The organism is Corallococcus sp. AS-1-6 (genome assembly GCF_020037015.1).
In the GTDB taxonomy this organism is placed as follows: Bacteria; Myxococcota; Myxococcia; order Myxococcales; family Myxococcaceae; genus Corallococcus.
Map to the genome: position 1 here is coordinate 258,395 of NZ_JAIQDE010000006.1, position 14,901 is coordinate 273,295.

At 72.4% G+C, this 14,901-nt stretch carries 13 protein-coding genes; 3 read left to right on the plus strand and 10 right to left on the minus strand.

The genetic code is table 11. The features are described 5' to 3' along the window. Positions 1-48: 48 nt before the first annotated feature. Together K8612_RS11110 and grxC are read right to left on the minus strand one after the other, a co-directional pair. Positions 49-1,701, minus strand: a complete 1,653-nt coding sequence (locus K8612_RS11110) for a nitrous oxide reductase family maturation protein NosD (protein ID WP_223762257.1) — start codon at positions 1,699-1,701, stop codon at positions 49-51. A 264-nt stretch (positions 1,702-1,965) separates the two neighbouring features. Further along, a complete protein-coding gene (grxC, locus tag K8612_RS11115; RefSeq protein WP_223762258.1) occupies positions 1,966-2,244 on the minus strand; it encodes a glutaredoxin 3 in 279 nt (92 codons plus the stop codon). A gap of 131 nt (positions 2,245-2,375) precedes the next feature. Here grxC and K8612_RS11120 point away from each other — a divergent pair, with 131 nt between their 5' ends. Further along, entirely contained in the window at positions 2,376-4,985 is a 2,610-nt protein-coding gene (locus tag K8612_RS11120; RefSeq protein WP_223762259.1) for a U32 family peptidase, read from the plus strand. Positions 4,986-5,031: 46 nt separating this feature from the next. On the opposite strand, the gene K8612_RS11125 is transcribed toward K8612_RS11120, so the two are convergent. The 4 genes from K8612_RS11125 to K8612_RS11140 form a co-directional block, all read right to left on the minus strand. Next, positions 5,032-5,778: a queuosine precursor transporter gene (locus K8612_RS11125; protein ID WP_223762260.1), complete on the minus strand. Its 747-nt coding sequence runs from the start codon at positions 5,776-5,778 to the stop codon at positions 5,032-5,034. A gap of 75 nt (positions 5,779-5,853) precedes the next feature. Next, positions 5,854-6,645 carry a dihydroneopterin aldolase gene (locus tag K8612_RS11130; RefSeq protein ID WP_223762261.1) on the minus strand — a complete coding sequence of 264 codons (792 nt, stop codon included), beginning with the start codon at positions 6,643-6,645 and terminating at the stop codon, positions 5,854-5,856. Next, the gene (locus K8612_RS11135; RefSeq protein ID WP_223762262.1) at positions 6,642-7,367 is read right to left on the minus strand and encodes an SDR family oxidoreductase; all 726 of its coding nucleotides are present in this window, start codon (positions 7,365-7,367) and stop codon (positions 6,642-6,644) included. The genes K8612_RS11130 and K8612_RS11135 overlap by 4 nt, the downstream gene beginning before the upstream one ends. A 149-nt stretch (positions 7,368-7,516) precedes the next feature. Beyond that, positions 7,517-8,005: a hypothetical protein gene (locus K8612_RS11140; RefSeq protein ID WP_223740884.1), complete on the minus strand. Its 489-nt coding sequence runs from the start codon at positions 8,003-8,005 to the stop codon at positions 7,517-7,519. Positions 8,006-8,130: 125 nt separating this feature from the next. Here K8612_RS11140 and K8612_RS11145 point away from each other — a divergent pair, with 125 nt between their 5' ends. Further along, on the plus strand, positions 8,131-8,847 hold the full coding sequence (locus K8612_RS11145; protein ID WP_223762263.1) for a class I SAM-dependent methyltransferase: 717 nt from the start codon (positions 8,131-8,133) through the stop codon (positions 8,845-8,847). On the opposite strand, the gene K8612_RS11150 is transcribed toward K8612_RS11145, so the two are convergent. Next, positions 8,848-9,369, minus strand: a complete 522-nt coding sequence (locus K8612_RS11150) for a GreA/GreB family elongation factor (RefSeq protein WP_223740882.1) — start codon at positions 9,367-9,369, stop codon at positions 8,848-8,850. 125 nt (positions 9,370-9,494) lie between these two features. Between K8612_RS11150 and K8612_RS11155 the strand changes: the two genes are divergently transcribed. Beyond that, positions 9,495-9,830: a PilZ domain-containing protein gene (locus tag K8612_RS11155; RefSeq protein ID WP_158619177.1), complete on the plus strand. Its 336-nt coding sequence runs from the start codon at positions 9,495-9,497 to the stop codon at positions 9,828-9,830. Between the two features lie 10 nt (positions 9,831-9,840). Here the strand turns inward: K8612_RS11155 and K8612_RS11160 are convergent, their stop codons facing one another. The 3 genes from K8612_RS11160 to K8612_RS39225 form a co-directional block, all read right to left on the minus strand. After that, positions 9,841-10,329: a hypothetical protein gene (locus tag K8612_RS11160; RefSeq protein ID WP_223740881.1), complete on the minus strand. Its 489-nt coding sequence runs from the start codon at positions 10,327-10,329 to the stop codon at positions 9,841-9,843. Between the two features lie 748 nt (positions 10,330-11,077). Next, the gene (locus K8612_RS39220; RefSeq protein WP_373692099.1) at positions 11,078-13,939 is read right to left on the minus strand and encodes a DUF4105 domain-containing protein; all 2,862 of its coding nucleotides are present in this window, start codon (positions 13,937-13,939) and stop codon (positions 11,078-11,080) included. Then, a complete protein-coding gene (locus tag K8612_RS39225; protein ID WP_306799639.1) occupies positions 13,936-14,877 on the minus strand; it encodes a hypothetical protein in 942 nt (313 codons plus the stop codon). Before K8612_RS39225 ends, K8612_RS39220 begins: the two co-directional genes overlap by 4 nt. Positions 14,878-14,901 lie beyond the last annotated feature (24 nt).

A 14,901-nucleotide genomic window follows, 5' to 3' on the forward strand; every position in this document is an offset into this window, starting at 1 on the left:
CGCTGGACTCCGGAGCGAGGGGCCCCGGAGTCTACACAACCCCCGGGGTCAGGGGCAGCCTGACTCGAAGGCCCCCTGGTCCGGCGCCGCCCCGCAGAAGGGCAGGCCCAGGGACAGGCCCGCCTCGCGCGCGGGGGACTGCGCGGACAGTTGGTAGTCATCCGCGCCCGTGTCCACGAAGCCGGGCGCGCGCTCCTGCGAGCGCTTGTCCAGGCCGGCCCTCGTGCGCCAGTCCGCCAGGCCCAGCGTGGCGCCCTCCAGGTTGAACACCGCCGCGCCGCCGCCGCGGAAGTACAGGTTGCCGTCCACCACCGCGCCGCTCCGGCCCGCGCCGCCGCGAGCGGCGATGCCACAGCCGGCGAAGAGGTTGTTGCGCACGTCCAGGCCCTGGCTCGCGCCGTTGGAGCCCGTGCCGAAGACGAGGCACGCGCCGCTCAGGTTCCACACCGTGTTGTGCTGCACCTTCACGTCCACGGACGCGTCCACGCGGATGCCGGTGCCCTCCTCGCCGTCCGCTTCCCCCAGGCCGTCGTGGATGAGGTTGCGGCGCAGGATGACGCGCGTGGGGGGCGCGCCCTCGCGGTTGCCGCCAATCTGGATGGCGCGCGCGTTGGCGTAGAAGACGTTGTCCTCCAGCGTGACGTCGGAGGGGGACATGTGGATGAGGATGCCCTCGCCCGCGGAGGTGGACACCGCGCGGTGGTTGTAGACGGTGTTGCCGCGCAGGGTGACGTGGGTGCACGTCTTGATGTCCGCGCCGTTCTCCCGGTTGTCGTGGAGCTGGTTGTTCTCCACGAGCAGGTTGTCGAACGGGGTGCCCGGGGTGGTGGCGCCGCCCTCCGGTCCCAGGCACTGCACGCCGTCGCCGGAGTTGTGGTGGATGTCGTTGCCGCGCACGGTGACGTTGCTGGCGGAGGTCTGCACCGCGACGCCGTGGCTGTCCACGTCGCCCTGGTCGAAGTGGGAGATGTCGTTGTTCTCGATGAGGACGTCGTGCGCCTTCTCCGTCACGTAGACGCCCGCGCCCTCCGTGCCGTTCTTCACGATGCTGTCCCGGAGCACGCCGTGGTGCGCGCCCGCGCCGCGCCACATCACCGCGAAGGTGGACTCGCCGCCCACGTCCACCGTGAGTCCCTGGATGTTCCAGTACGCGCCGCTCACGTCCACCAGCGCCGTCTGGCCAATGGAGCCGCCCTTGAGGATGGCCGTGGCGCCCGGCGCGGCCCTCAGCGTCAGCGGCTGGTCCGCCGTGCCCTGCCGCTCCTTCAGCGCCACGTGCTCGCGCCACGTGCCGGACTGGAGGAACACCGCCTCGCCGGGCCTCACCAGCGACACGGCGCGCGCCACCGTGCGCAGGGGCAGTGCTTCCGTGCCCGCCGCGGAGTCGTTGCCGCTGGGGGACACCCAGAGCACGCGCGTGTACTGGGGCTCGGCGGGCGGCGGCGGCTCGGGCTCCTGGGGCTCCTCCGGGGGCGGTGGGTCCACGGGATCCGCGGGCGGGGTGCCGCCGTCCTCGTCAGGGGGCGTACCCGCGTCGGCCGGTGTCTGGGGCCGCCCGGGCGGGGTGACGATGGGTGGACCGGACGTGCCTGGAGGCGTGGCTGTCGCGGGCGCGGGTTCGACCTTGCCGGTACAGCCGACGGTGGCAGCGAGCATCCCGGTGGCGCAGACGATGGTCGTCAGGGTCTGGCGGAAGCGCATGTGGACTCCTCGTGAGGGTTCACGGCGCGGGGGTGCGCTCGCGGGGTCGGCGGGCAACGGGAACACGCGTGCCGTGCATTCCCCGTCAGCCGTGGACTCCGCCACCGCCTGCTTGCCGGGCAGCCAGGCAGGAATGTGAATCCGCGCGGTTGGGCCTGGCGCCAGAGGACCGCGGATGTGCCGGAGGGTGGGCCGCGCGCGCAGAAACACGCGGGCCGTGTCCCCATGAGGAACACGGCCCGGGTGCTGCGGCGGATGACGGGTTCAGGGGGCGGTGGAGTCCCGGGCCTCCCTGCCGAGGAGTGCGTCCAACTGCCCTCGCGCCTCCAGGTCATAGAGGTCATCGCAACCGCCGATGTGGCGGCCCGCGATGAAGATCTGCGGCACCGTCCGCCGGCCGCAGCGCCGCAGCATCTCCTCGTGCCGCGCTTCATCCGCGGCGACATCCACCTTCTGGAACTCGCAGCCCTTCTCGTTGAGCAGCTCCATGGCCTGCCGCGAATAGGGACACGTGCGCTTCATGTAGACGACGACCTCAAGCATCACGACCTCCTGCGTCGAAGGGTGGGAACGCCGTCCCCGGTCCGCCACCCGGCGCGAGGCCGCCCGCTCCCCTGCCCGGTCCCGTCTCCGGCCGCCGATGCCCCTGAAGCCGGGCGTGCTAGGTAGGCGTCATGTCTCCCCGACGCCCCGAAATCCTCGCCCCCGCTGGTGACCTGGAGTCGTTGCGTGCCGCCCTGGCCAGTGGGGCGGACGCCGTCTACTTCGGGCTCGATGAAGGCTTCAACGCGCGAGCCCGCGCGGAGAACTTCTCGCTCGAGCGGTTGCCGGAGACGGTGGGGCTCATCCACCGGGCGGGCGCGCGCGCCTACGTGACGCTGAACACGCTGGTGTTCGAGCCGGAACTGCCGGTGGTGGAGCACCTCTTGCGCGGCGTGGCGAAGGCGGGCGTGGACGCGCTCATCGTGCAGGACCCGGCGGTGGCGCTGCTCGCGCGGGCCCTCTGCCCCCAGTTGGAGCTGCACGCGTCCACGCAGATGACGCTGTCCAGCGCGGAGGGGGCGCGGTTCGCCACGGGCCTGGGCTTCACGCGCATGGTGGTGCCGCGCGAGCTGTCGGTGGCGGAGATCCGCCGGCTGGCGTCGCAGACGGACATCGAGCTGGAGGTCTTCATCCACGGCGCGCTCTGCATGTCGTGGAGCGGCCAGTGCCTCACGAGCGAAGCGTGGGGTGGCCGGTCCGCGAACCGGGGCCAGTGCGCGCAGTCCTGCCGGCTGCCGTACGACCTGGTGGTGGACGGCGAGACGCGCGACCTGGGCGAGGTGAAGTACCTGCTCAGCCCCAAGGACCTGGCGGGCGTGCGCGCGGTGCCGGAGCTGGCGGACATCGGCGTGCACAGCCTGAAGATTGAAGGCCGGCTCAAGGGGCCGGCGTACGTCTCCAGCACGGTGCAGGGCTACCGCCGCTGGCTGGATGGCGTGATGGCGGGCAAGCCCGACGGCGCGCGGCTGGCGAAGGACCTGGCGGAGATGTCGCTGTCGTACAGCCGGGGCTTCTCCCACGGGTTCCTGGCGGGCTCCGACCACCAGACGCTGGTGGAGGGGCGCTTCCCGAAGCACCGCGGGCTGTACCTGGGCCGGGTGCGGGCGGTGTCCGGCAAGGACGTGCTCGTGGTGCCGGACGACCGGCCGTGGACGGGCGCGCTGGGGCTGGGCGACGAGCGGCCCGAGGCCCCGGCGGGAAACGTGTCCGCGCCGCTCACGGGCGAGCCCGACCCCGCGGACGTGGATCCGCGTCCGGGCATGGGCGTGGTGTTCGACGCGGGCGCGCCGGAGGACAAGCACGAGCCGGGCGGCCCCATCTTCCGCGTGGAGCGCGAGGGCGACGCGTGGGTGCTGGGCTTCGGCCACCCGGGTCCGGACCTGGGCCGCGTGGCGCCGGGGCAGCGCGTGTGGCTGAACAGCGACCCTGCGCTCGCGCGGCGCACGGGGGAGCTGCTCGCGCAGGGTGAGCCCGAGGGCCGCATCCCTCTGTCCCTGGTGGTGTCCGGCGCGGAGGGCACGCCGCTGCGCGTGCGGATGAGCACCGCGCGCTTCACGCGTGAGGCGGTGGGCACGACGGTGCTCGCGCCGTCGCGGGGCGCGGGCGTGGACGCGGCGCTGCTCAAGGACAAGCTGGCCGCGCTGGGCGGCACGTCGTTCCACCTGGCGGAGCTGGACGCGTCCGGCCTGGCGCCGGGGCTGCACCTGCCGGTGTCGGAGCTGAAGGCGCTGCGGCGGCAGTTGGTGGCGGAGCTGACGGCGGACGTGGAGCGGGGGCCCGCGCGGACGGTGAGCACGGAGGCCGTGGAGGCCGGCGTGCGGCAGGCGTTGCTTTCGAAGGTGGCGGCGCGTCCGGCGGAGGAGGCGCCCCGGCTGCTGCCGCTGTGCCGGAACGACGCGCAGTTGGAGGCGGTCATCGCCGCGGGGCTGCGCGAGGTGGAGCTGGACTGGATGGAGATGGTGGGGCTCCAGAAGGCGGTGGAGCGGGCACACGCGGCGGGGCTGCGCGTCACCATCGCCACGGTGCGCGTGCAGAAGCCCGGCGAGGAGGGCTACGACACGCGCCTGGACCGGCTGCGTCCGGACGCGGTGCTGGTGCGCCACTGGGGCGCGATGATGCACTTCCTGGAGCAGCCGGCGGGGGCGTCGCGGCCGGTGCTGCACGGGGACTTCTCGCTGAACGTGACGAACTCGCTGACGGCGGCGCACCTGCTGAGCCTGGGGCTGGACACGCTGACGGTGTCGCACGACCTGGATTCGGAGCAGCTCTTCGCGCTGCTGGAGCAGGCGCCGGCGCACCGGTTCGCGGTGGCGCTGCACCACCACATCGCGACGTTCCACACGGAGCACTGCGTGTATTCCCACACGCTGTCCAACGGGCGCGACTACAAGACCTGCGGGCGGCCGTGTGAGAAGAGCGCCATCGCGCTGAAGGACCGGCTGGGACTGGAGCATCCGGTCATCGTGGACGTGGGGTGCCGCAACACGGTGTTCAACGCGCAGGCGCAGAGCGCGGCGTCGCTGGTGCCCCGGCTGCTGGAGCGCGGCGTGCGGCGCTTCCGCGTGGAGTTCGTGCGCGAGACGCGCGAGGAGGCCGCGCGGGTGCTGGGCGCGTACCAGGAGCTGCTCGCGGGCCGGCTGTCACCCGCGGAGGCGGTGAAGCGCGCGGCGGTGCACGAGCAGTTCGGCGTCACGCGCGGCACGATGCAGGTGCTCAAGCACCCGGCCGCGAACGCGCGCTGAGACGCGGTGCGGGCAGGGCTCCTGTTCTGGGCCCTGCCTACCGCGTTCAGGCCGCTGCCGCCGATGAGGGCTCGGCCTTGGGCGTCACGAGGTTCACCGGCTCACCGTCCTCGCCCAGCACCACCGGGGCGATGCCCAGCTTGCGCTCCACCAGCGCGTGCCCCAGGTAGACGAGCGGCGTCAGGCCGATGGCCACCAGCAGCTTCACCGCGTACGAGGTGAAGATGATCCGGAAGATGACCTCCCGGGGCAGCACGCCCGTCCAGGCGACGAACTGCACCACCACCGTGTCGATGAACTGCGACACCACCGTGGAGCCCGTGGCCCGCAGCCACAGCATCCGGTTGTTCGTCACCCGCTTGAGCAGGTTGAACACCGAGATGTCCAGGAACTGCGCCACCAGGTACGCCATCATCGACGCCGCCAGGATGCGCTGCGAGCCGCCGAAGACGTTGTTGAACGACGACGCCACCGTCCCGCCGTAGTCCTTCGCCTCCGTCATCGGCGCCCACGGAATCAGGCCCGCCAGCGCGACAATCACGAACGTGAAGATGGCCATCACGAAGCCCACCCACGTCACGAACCGCGCGACCTTCTTGCCGTAGAACTCGTTGAGGATGTCCGTCAGCAGGAACGTCACCGGGAACGGCAGCATCCCCACCGACATCACCGCCACCACCGGGCCCAGGTGCACCTCGAACAGCTTCACCCCGATGATGTCGCCCACCACCAGCGAGGTGATGAACAGCCCCGCGAGCACCAAGAAAAGCTGAATCCGCCGGTCCAGGGTCATCCGATGCGTCCTTCAAGAGCGAGGCGCCGCTACAGCTAGCATACCCTCCGCCCCCGTCGCTTGGACGCCCGGGGCCTACTCGGGCAGGTAGTACTGCCTGCCCGGCCCCACGGGCGCCGTCTCCCCGGCGCCGCCCGCCCCGGAGAGCACCAGGCGCGGCCGGTACACGCCCAGCACCGTCTGCTCGGTGGCCGTCGGGTTGTCGTAGCCGTGCCCGAACACCTCCGGCCCGCTGAACGCCATCCCCCGCCCCACCGGCTGCCCTTGCAGCACCAGCCCCGCGCCCAGCACCAGCTCCATGCCTTCCGTGTGGCCGTCCGCGCGCGCCGGGATGCCGCCGCCCGGATCCACCCGCAGCCGGTACACGCCGTAGGTCGCGCCCTCGTGGATGACGTCCACGTGGCCGAAGGGCTTCGCGTCCGTCCGGTACACCATCTCCGCCGCGGTGCGGTGCACCTGGAGCGACGGGATGGCCCACCCTGTCAGCGCCTCCGGCTTGGTGACCCGCACCGTGGCGGCGTGCAGCGGCGCGTGCGGCGCGGCGTCCGTGGGCGGAGCCAGGAGGTAGCGGCACACCGCCTCCGCCGCGGACTCCAAGAGCTCGAAGCGGCACGCATCCAGGAGGAAGCGCAGCTCCCCGGCCAGCCGCCCGTAGTGCACGGTGTTGGCCAGCCTGCCGCCCACCGCCGCCTGCCTCGCGTCCAGGAAGAGCGCCACGTCCAGCCGCAAGGGCTGCGGCGTCACGCGCTCGCGGTTGTAGAGGCCCACGATGACGTCCACCGTGAGCCCGCGCAGCTCCATCACGTCCAGCGGACGGCCCTGCGCGTCGGTGACCACGGGGTGGATCCACACGGGTTCCTGGCTCACAGTCGCGCGCTCCTTCCACCATCCACGGCGATGACCTGCCCGGTGAGGTACGGCGCCTCGCGCGCGAGGAACACCACCGTGCGCGCCACGTCCTCCACGCTGCCCTCGCGGCCCATGGGCACGCGGTCGAGCACCTCCTTGCGCGCGGCTTCGTCGAAGTCCTCCGGGAAGGCCACCACGCCCGGCGAGATGGCGTTGACGCGCACGTGCGGCGCCAGCTCCACCGCCAGCGCGCGCGTCAGCATCACGAGCCCCGCCTTGCTCACCGAATAGTGCGAGTAGTGGCTCACCGCCCGCTCCCCGCCGATGTCCGTGAGGTGCACCACCAGCGGGTCCTTCCCCGCGCGCAGCGACGGCAACAGCGCCTGCGTGAGGAAGAACGGCGCGTCCACGTTCACGGCGAGCATGCGGCGGTACTGCTCGCGCGTCACGGCCGCGAAGTCCACCCGCTCATAGAGGCCCGCGTTGTGCACGACCACGTCCAGCGCGGGGTGCGCCTTCTGGACCTGCGCGCCCAGCGCGTCCACCGCCTGCGCGTCGGAGAGGTCGCCGCGGTACAGCGTGACCTCACGGCCCAGCGCCCGGAGTTCGTGCGCCAGCGCCTCCAGCGGCTCCAGGGAGCGGTTCGCGTGAAGCGCCAGGTCGTAGCCGGCGCGGCCGAGCGCGCGCGCCACCGCGCTGCCGATGCGCACGCCCGCGCCCGTGATGAATGCGGTCCCCATATGCGGGCCCTCCCTAACAGGCCCGCCCGCGAAAGGCACCTGCACGAAACACCGCGGGGCGACACCTGGAGACCCCTCTCCAGGCACCGCCCCGCGGCACTGCGTCGTCCCCTTTGCGTCGTCCGTCCCGTCTCGTCTCCTCGTGCTTGCTACGGGTAGTAGACCACCGTCTGCCAGCGGCGCCCGCCGTACGGCACCCAGACCCACTCCGTCACCGCCTGGTAGCCGCCCGGCACATATTGCTGGTCGTAGTAGCCCGGCGTGCAGCGCACGTGGCGGCCGTGGCGGCCACGCGCCACGCACTGCTCGGGGACCCAGACCTGCTCGTAGCGCGCCGGCACCCAGCGCTCCACCGTCTGCAGCTCGTAGCGGCCGCGCGAGTCCACCGGGCGCGGCATGGGGCCGTGGTTGCAGTTCGGGCCGCGGCAGCCCATGAAGCGGCGCGTCTTCGCGTCGTCATTGTCGTAGCGGAACGCCTGGCCCCGGGGCGCGGAGTCCCAGTCGCCGCTGTACCGCTGCTGGCCGCCCCACTGCGAGTCCGCCCGGGTCGGGCCGCGCCAGTCCGCCGCGAACGACGTGGAGGAACCGAGCAGCAGTGCACCGAAGGCCAGGGTCGCGAGTCCGAGCTTGAAAGCCATGTCTTCCATCCTCCGTCCGAGTTGCTTGTCCTGACTGACGGAGCCCCCGCCGGAACATTCAAATCCCGTCGAGTCCCTCTCCACCCGGGTGGCGGAGCCAGGGGGATGTGGGTACACCTCATCCCATGTTCCACCGCGACGGCCCCACCTTCCGCGAGCTCGCACGGCAGGCCCTCACCTCCGTCGAGGAGGGCTACGACCTGCTCGCGCCCAAGTTCGAGCACACGCCGTTCCGCACGCCGGATCCGGTGCTCAAGGCCGCGCTCGCGCACGTGGGGCCCGAAGGCAGCGTGGGCAGCGCGCTGGACGTGTGCTGCGGCACCGGCGCCGCGATGCGCGTGCTGCGCCCGCTGTGCCGCGAGCGCGTCGTCGGGTTCGACCTGAGCCAGGGCATGCTGGAGGAGGCGCGGCGCGGGCTCGGGGATGCGCCGGGCGGCGCGGCGCTCGACTTCGTCCGGGGCGACGCGCTGGCGCTGCCCTTCGACGCGGCGTTCGACGTGGTCACCAGCTTCGGCGCCTTCGGGCACATCCTGGAGCAGGACGAGCCGCGCCTCGTCGAGGGCATCGCGCGGGCGCTGAAGCCCGGCGGCCGCTTCATCTTCGTCACCGCTCGGCCGCCGTCCGCGCTCAACCCCGGCTACTGGGTGGCGAAGGGCTTCAACGCCGCCATGCGCGTGCGCAACGCGCTCTGGAAGCCGCCGTTCGTCATGTACTACCTGACGTTCCTCGTGCCCCGCGCCCGCGCGCTGCTGGAGGCGGCGGGGTTCGACGTGGAGGTGCGCGAGGGCGACATGCCGGAGCCCTTCGGCCGGCTCGTCACCGTCATCGCCACGAAGCGCTGATCACGGCGCGGCCGCGGCGGCCTCGGACTCCGCGTACTCCACCGCGAGGATTTCGTACTCCACCGTGCCGCGCGGACGCTCCACCTGCACGGCCTCGCCGGCCTCCTTGCCCAGGAGCGCGCGCGCCAGCGGGGACTCCACGCTCAGCCGCCCCGCCTTCACGTCCGCCTCATCCGGACCGACGATGCGATAGCGCATGCGCGCGCCGTCCTCGTCCTCCAGCACCACCCACGCCCCGAAGAAGACGCGGCCCGCCTGCGAGGGCTCCGGCGCCACCACCCGCACGTCCTCCAGGATGGCGGTGAGCTCGCGCGCCCGGCGCTCCCGTTCGCGCTTGCGCACGCCCGCCTCCAGCTCCGGCCAGTCCCGGGGCGCGGGGCCCTGCAGCTCCAGCAGCTCCTCCTGGAGCGCGCGGTAGCCCTCCGGCGTGATGTAGCGCCGCTCCGCAGACGTCGACCGGGGACGCGCGGGGGTGAGCCCCTCGTCGCCGCCCCCGTCTTCCTTGGTGAATGCCTTCGACATGGCCGCTCCCTCCTCCCAGGAGATTTCTCAACGTTTCCCGGGCCTTGCACGACCGGGCCGCCTGCCCGCCTGCTCTCCATTGGCGCAATTTTACTACTCAGGCGGAATCCGCCAGGATTCGGGGCATGCACCTCCCCCGAGCCGTGCCTCGCTTCGAGCATCGCCTGGCCGTCCGTCTGCGCGGCATGCTGCCGCTCTACACGCGGGATGTGTCGGAGAGCGGCTTCTGCGCGGAGATGCTCCAGCCGATGAAGGCGGGCGATCTCCTGGAAGGCGCGTTGCTGCTGGGGGACGAGGAGGTCCCGTTCCAGGCCCGGGTGATGTGGGCCCGCCGCTCCGCCGGGGAGCGCACGCGGGGACGCTGCGGCGTGCGCTTCGTCACCATCGGCGAGGACTTCCAGCGGCGGCTGGGGGCGTTCAGGCGCTTGCAGGGCAGGCGCCTGATCCGCTGGTTCACCTGACGAACCGGAACTACTTCGCCGTTTCGGAGGCCGCCGGGGCCGCGGTCTCGGAGGGAGCGCCGGGGGTCGCGGGCGTGGTGGACGGAGCGGCCGGCTCCGCGGCGGACCCGGCCGGGGGAGCGATGGGCTCGCCTTCGGGCGCGGGGGCCTGACCGGAGGGCACCACCTGGAGCTTGTAGCTGCGCACGCCCTTGGGCAGCACGACCTCCACCAGCGGGTTCTCCTTCACCAGGCCCGGGTCGAGCTGGAGGGAGAACTCGCCGTTCTCGTCGGTGGTGGCGTTGATGTGGTTGCGGTACTCGCCGCCGAGCACCTTGGCGCCCTTCACCGGCTTGCCCGTCGCGGCGTCCGTCACGCGCAGCACCACGAGCTGGCCCGCCTGGAGCGCGGTGGCGCCGTTCGCCTGGATGACTTCGTTGTAGCGCGGGCGCAGCGCGCAGCCGGACAGCAGCGCGGAGGAGAGGACGGCGATGGTCAGCAGGTTGCGGCGAAGGCTCATGGAATCCATCCAGGCTGGGAAGCGGTACGGCGGAGGCGCGGCAGCATAGCCGCCAGCCACCGGACGCCAAGTCTCCGATGCGTCACGCCCCCCGGGTGCGGCATCCGCCCCCACGGCGGGTCCCGGAAATTCCCGGCGGGCAGGCACGGCAGGGGCCCACCTCCCCGAGGACCGGTGGAGCCGTCAGCCCTTCCACCCGCACGCTTCCAGCACCATCTCCCAAGGTGTCCGGGCACGTCCTTCCCCCGCCCGCACGGAGGTCAATGCTCCATGGATGAGACCCATGTGGAGGAACCCGGACGCGTCGCGCGTCCGGATCACCGCTACCCGCTGGAGAACGGGCGGGCCGACTACGTGACCCTTCCGCCCGACACGCGCGTGGAGGAGAGCCGCATCGTCTGGAAGCACAACCGGTTCGACGTGAGCGTGCTGACGATGGTGCTCATCAGCTTCGCCACGTTCTTCATCCCGTTGTTCAGCGGCCTGCTGGCGGGCACGTTCGGCGGCTTCCACGCGGGGCGTCCCCGCAGGGCGCTGGCCGCCGCGCTCGTCACGGCGGTGGCGGTGCCCGCCACGCTCTTCGTGGCGTTCAACGTCTTCAGCGTGGGCTCCGTGCGCGTCTTCTACGGCATGGGCTGGTGGAACTGGACGATGCTGCACGCCATCGGCCTGTTCATCGGCGCGCTCTGCGGCGCCTCCAGCCGCCCGGTGTTCACCGGGGAGGTCCCCCTCTTCCGCGCGCAGTACGTCAGCGGAGCTCCACTCCTAACGCAAGGCGATGTCGCGCCAGCCCTTCCGGCAGGCTCGCGAGACTTCTCCCGGGACCTGCCCACGACGCAAGTGTCCCCTCCCAGTGGACCTGTGCGCGGGGAGTGAGCAGCACGCTCCAGCGGGCGACGCGCCCCAGGTACCACTCCACCTGGAGCGTCGCGTCCGCCTCGTGCGTGAAGCCGGGCGTGATGCCCGTGCGCCATGACGGCACGTACGTGGCCTCCAGGCGCAGGGCGCTGTTGCCCGGACCGGGCAGGCCCGTGCGATGGGCCAATGACAGACGGGGCCCCACCGTGGGGACCGTCTCCCGGGGGCTCCAGGCCATGGTGGCCTGGGCGCCCAACCCCACCGCAAGGAAGGTGTCGAAGCGCTCCGAGGCCGCCACCACGCCCAGCGCCTCCGCCTCCACCGTCGCGCGGTAGGGCAGCGGGCGGCCGATGTCCGTGGACATCCTCGCCTCCGCGCCCCAGCCCAGCGAGTCGGAGAACGACCGCTGCTGCTGGGGCAGCTCGGGCAGCAGCGTGCGGTAGCCCACCAGCGTCAGGCGCGAGCCGAGGAGGCGCGGCACGCCCCAGCGCGGCTCCACCGACAGCTCGCCGTCCAGCACGCGCAGCTCGCTGCTGGACTGGAAGCCGTGCAGGCGCGCGTCGCCCAGGGCCTCGTTCATCGCGGAGGTGCGCAGGCTCACCACCGGCCGCGCGGCGCCCACCTCCGGAAAGTCCACGCCGCCGCTCACCACCGTGCGGGCCGCGCCGGATTCGCGCAGCGCGCCCCGGGCCCAGGTGGTCTCCGTCTCCACCTTCTGTTCATGGTCCTTCGCGAGGAAGGCCCGCGGATCCACATCCGCGAGCGGTCCGTCGTTGAGCGCGCCCTGCGCCTCGGTGGCCGCGGCGAAGGCGGCCTCGGCGTGCTCCGCGCGGATCAGGGCCTTGAGTTCCTCCGGAGTGGGCGGGCGCTTGATGGCGGTGTCCAGGGCCTGCTGGAGCAGGGCCGTGCGGTCGAGCACCGCGAGCTTGCGCTGCATGGCGTCCTCGCGCTCGAAGAGGGCCTGCCGGTCCTTCACGCCCTGGGCGGCGCCGCCCTGCCCCTTCAGCTCGACGGCGACGAGGCGCTCGCGCTCGATGGCGAGCTTCTCCCCTTCCGCCTGATCCACCGCCGCGCGCTCCACCCGCACCGCGTGCGCGACCCAGGCGTGCAGGGCCTCACGGGCTTCGGCGCGCGCGGAGGCGGGAGCGGCGTCGAGCGCCGTCGTCACGGCGTGGACCACTTGTTCCCAGGCCAGCCTGCGCACTTCGGGTTCGGGGGACTGGAGGCGGCGGTGCACCTGGCGCAGCGGCGCGACCGCGTTGGAGGGAAGCAGGGAGGCCAGCTTCGTGAGCAGCCGCTCCTCTTCCACGAGCGCGCGCCGGGCGCGGTCTCCCGTGGACTCGAAGGCGTCCGGGACGTGCTCCAGCAGCGGCACCGTGCGCCCGCTCGCGTCCACGACGTTCGTCTTCGCCAGCGTGTCCAGCGTGGCCGTGGGCAGGACCCACAGCGTGCCGGGGGCGCTCACGTGGCGGCCGTTCTCCAGCGAGCCGTTGAGGAGGAAGAGCAGCGCTGCGGCGCAGTTGTCGGTGAAGAAGTAGTAGCCCAGGTAGCCGCGACGCTCGAGCTCCCAGGTGCGCTCCAGCATGCGCTGGGACTCGCCGGGCGTGAGGTTCAGCCGGAAGCGGCGGATGGTGCGCTGCTCCAGCTCCAGCGATTCATGCGTGATGTCGCCCAGGGTGCCCGTGAGGAAGACGGTGCTGTAGCCGCCCGTCATGCCCTTCATCAGGTAGCCCAGGCCCTTCTCCTCCATGCCGGTGAGGGCCACGAGCTGCACGACGCGCTCGAAGCCCGGGCCCTGCACCGTGGCGCCTTCGCGCCAGACCGGGCGCAGGAGCAGGTGGCCGAAGAGGGACTGGGGCTGGCGACCCGTGGCCGCGACGAGCAGGACCTCCAGGTGGGAGAGCGCATCCGCTTCCGCCCACGCGTCGAAGGCCGGGCAGTCACCCCGCGCGGGCAGCGTGCCCAGGCGCGCCTCCGAGATGAACTCCGACAGGGCGCGCGCCTTGGACAGCTCCTGACAGCGCACCTGATCATCCTGGGGCAGCGCGTCCGGGCGCAGGGACTCCACGGGGACGAACAGCTCCTCCGCGAAGGTGACGAGGTCCAGCGAGGCGCTGGCCTGCCCCCGGGCGCGGCTGAAGGCCCCCGCGTAGGTGATGCTCGCGGTCTCCTTCCACGTGAGGGGGCGCTCGAAGGGGAGCAGCCATCCGTCCAGCCTGCGCCACTGGGGACGCCTGCTCCATCCGCGCGCGTCGTCCCAGCGCTGCACCACCGCGTGCACCACGGCGCGGCGGCGCCACAGACGTTCGGCCTCCGCGTCGGTGAGGCGTGACAGGCGCAGCGTGGCCCGGCGCTCCTCGGAAGGGACGTAGCGGTAGAGGTGGAACTGCTCGCGCCGCGCCTCCGACCACTCGGGGCGGGCCTCCGTGCCGTCCCCCAGGCCCAGCGGCGCGGGCTCCGCGTGGAGCACGAACTCCAACCGGCCTCCGGGCGGACGTCGCATCGCGGGAGGCAGGGCGGCGAGGCCCGCCTCCACGTCGGAGACGAGCAAGGCATCCCGCGCCGCGGCGCCCCGCAGGACGATGCCCGCGGTGGCCTCCAAGGCCGCGACCCGCTCCGCCAGGACGACCTCCGGGGACAGCCTCTTCAAGAACGCCGGCACCGCCAGGTGGCCCGGGGGTTCTTGCGCCTGCGCGCTCACGGGCAACAGCAGCACCGCGAGCCATCCCAGCCAGGCGGTGCGAGGCCTCACTGGAGGGCCTCGGCCGTCTGGGGCGCTCCCTCCTGTTCCAGGATGAAGGCCTGACGGTCTTCCTCGAGCCGGGGTTCGGTGCGCGCCAACTGGCCCACGCGCTCCAGCCAGGCGCGGGCGCGCTCGGGCGTCAGCGTCTTCGCGTCCGCCATCATCAGCAGCTCCTTGCGGTGCGTGCGCAAGAGCTTGCCGAAGACATCCAGGTTCTCACGGCGGATGCGCGCCGCCTGCGCCAGGTCCTCCACCGTCGGGCCCGCGCCCAGCGCCAGGTCCTCTCGCAGTTGGTGCGTGCGCGCCCGCAGGTACACCTGGGCCGCCTGCCCCACCTCCTTCGGCGAGTGCTGCCTGCCCTTGCGCCGCTCCGCCCTCGCGTGCACCTGCCAGATGATGATGCCCAGGCCCATCACCGTCAGCGCGACCGTGGCCGTCGACAGGAGCTGATTCTCGCGGCCGTTGCTGCTCTCGCTGCGCGTGCGCGAATCGTCACCCTGGTCCACCTGGTTCGACTCGCTGGTGCCCGCGTTGCTGTTCTCACTGGAGCCGGAGTGACTGGAGCCCCCCTCCCGCGAGCTGTGGTCGCTGGAGCCCGAGGAGTCACCCGAGTCCGACTTGCTCGAATCCCCGTGGCTGGAGTTGCCCGAGTCGGAGTCGCTGGACTCGCCCGAGCCCGACTCGCTGGAGCCCTCGTCGCTGGAGCCGTTGGACTCCGACTGGCTGGAGTCACCCTGGCTGGAGTTGCCCTGACTGGAGTCGCCCTGGCTGGAGTTGCCCGAGTCCGACTGGCTGGAGTCACCCTGGCTGGAAGCGCCCGACTCCGACGAGTTTCCCGAGTCCGACACCTCCGCGGCCCTCAAGCCCGCGGCGGGCGTGCGGCACCCCACGGCGAGCACCAGCATCGACGCCGTCACCATGCGCTTCCACGAAGACTTCGTCCGCATCCATCCCCCTCGAAAGGGCGCCAC

What these genes read in the sequence shown, in the direction of transcription:
- K8612_RS11110 (WP_223762257.1), bottom strand. Translation starts at nt 1,701, where the DNA reads ATGCGCTTCCGCCAGACCCTGACGACCATCGTCTGCGCCACCGGGATG.
- grxC (WP_223762258.1), bottom strand. Translation starts at nt 2,244, where the DNA reads ATGCTTGAGGTCGTCGTCTACATGAAGCGCACGTGTCCCTATTCGCGG.
- K8612_RS11120 (WP_223762259.1), top strand. Translation starts at nt 2,376, where the DNA reads ATGTCTCCCCGACGCCCCGAAATCCTCGCCCCCGCTGGTGACCTGGAG.
- K8612_RS11125 (WP_223762260.1), bottom strand. Translation starts at nt 5,778, where the DNA reads ATGACCCTGGACCGGCGGATTCAGCTTTTCTTGGTGCTCGCGGGGCTG.
- K8612_RS11135 (WP_223762262.1), bottom strand. Translation starts at nt 7,367, where the DNA reads ATGGGGACCGCATTCATCACGGGCGCGGGCGTGCGCATCGGCAGCGCG.
- K8612_RS11140 (WP_223740884.1), bottom strand. Translation starts at nt 8,005, where the DNA reads ATGGCTTTCAAGCTCGGACTCGCGACCCTGGCCTTCGGTGCACTGCTG.
- K8612_RS11145 (WP_223762263.1), top strand. Translation starts at nt 8,131, where the DNA reads ATGTTCCACCGCGACGGCCCCACCTTCCGCGAGCTCGCACGGCAGGCC.
- K8612_RS11150 (WP_223740882.1), bottom strand. Translation starts at nt 9,369, where the DNA reads ATGTCGAAGGCATTCACCAAGGAAGACGGGGGCGGCGACGAGGGGCTC.
- K8612_RS11155 (WP_158619177.1), top strand. Translation starts at nt 9,495, where the DNA reads ATGCACCTCCCCCGAGCCGTGCCTCGCTTCGAGCATCGCCTGGCCGTC.
- K8612_RS11160 (WP_223740881.1), bottom strand. Translation starts at nt 10,329, where the DNA reads ATGAGCCTTCGCCGCAACCTGCTGACCATCGCCGTCCTCTCCTCCGCG.
- K8612_RS39225 (WP_306799639.1), bottom strand. Translation starts at nt 14,877, where the DNA reads ATGCGGACGAAGTCTTCGTGGAAGCGCATGGTGACGGCGTCGATGCTG.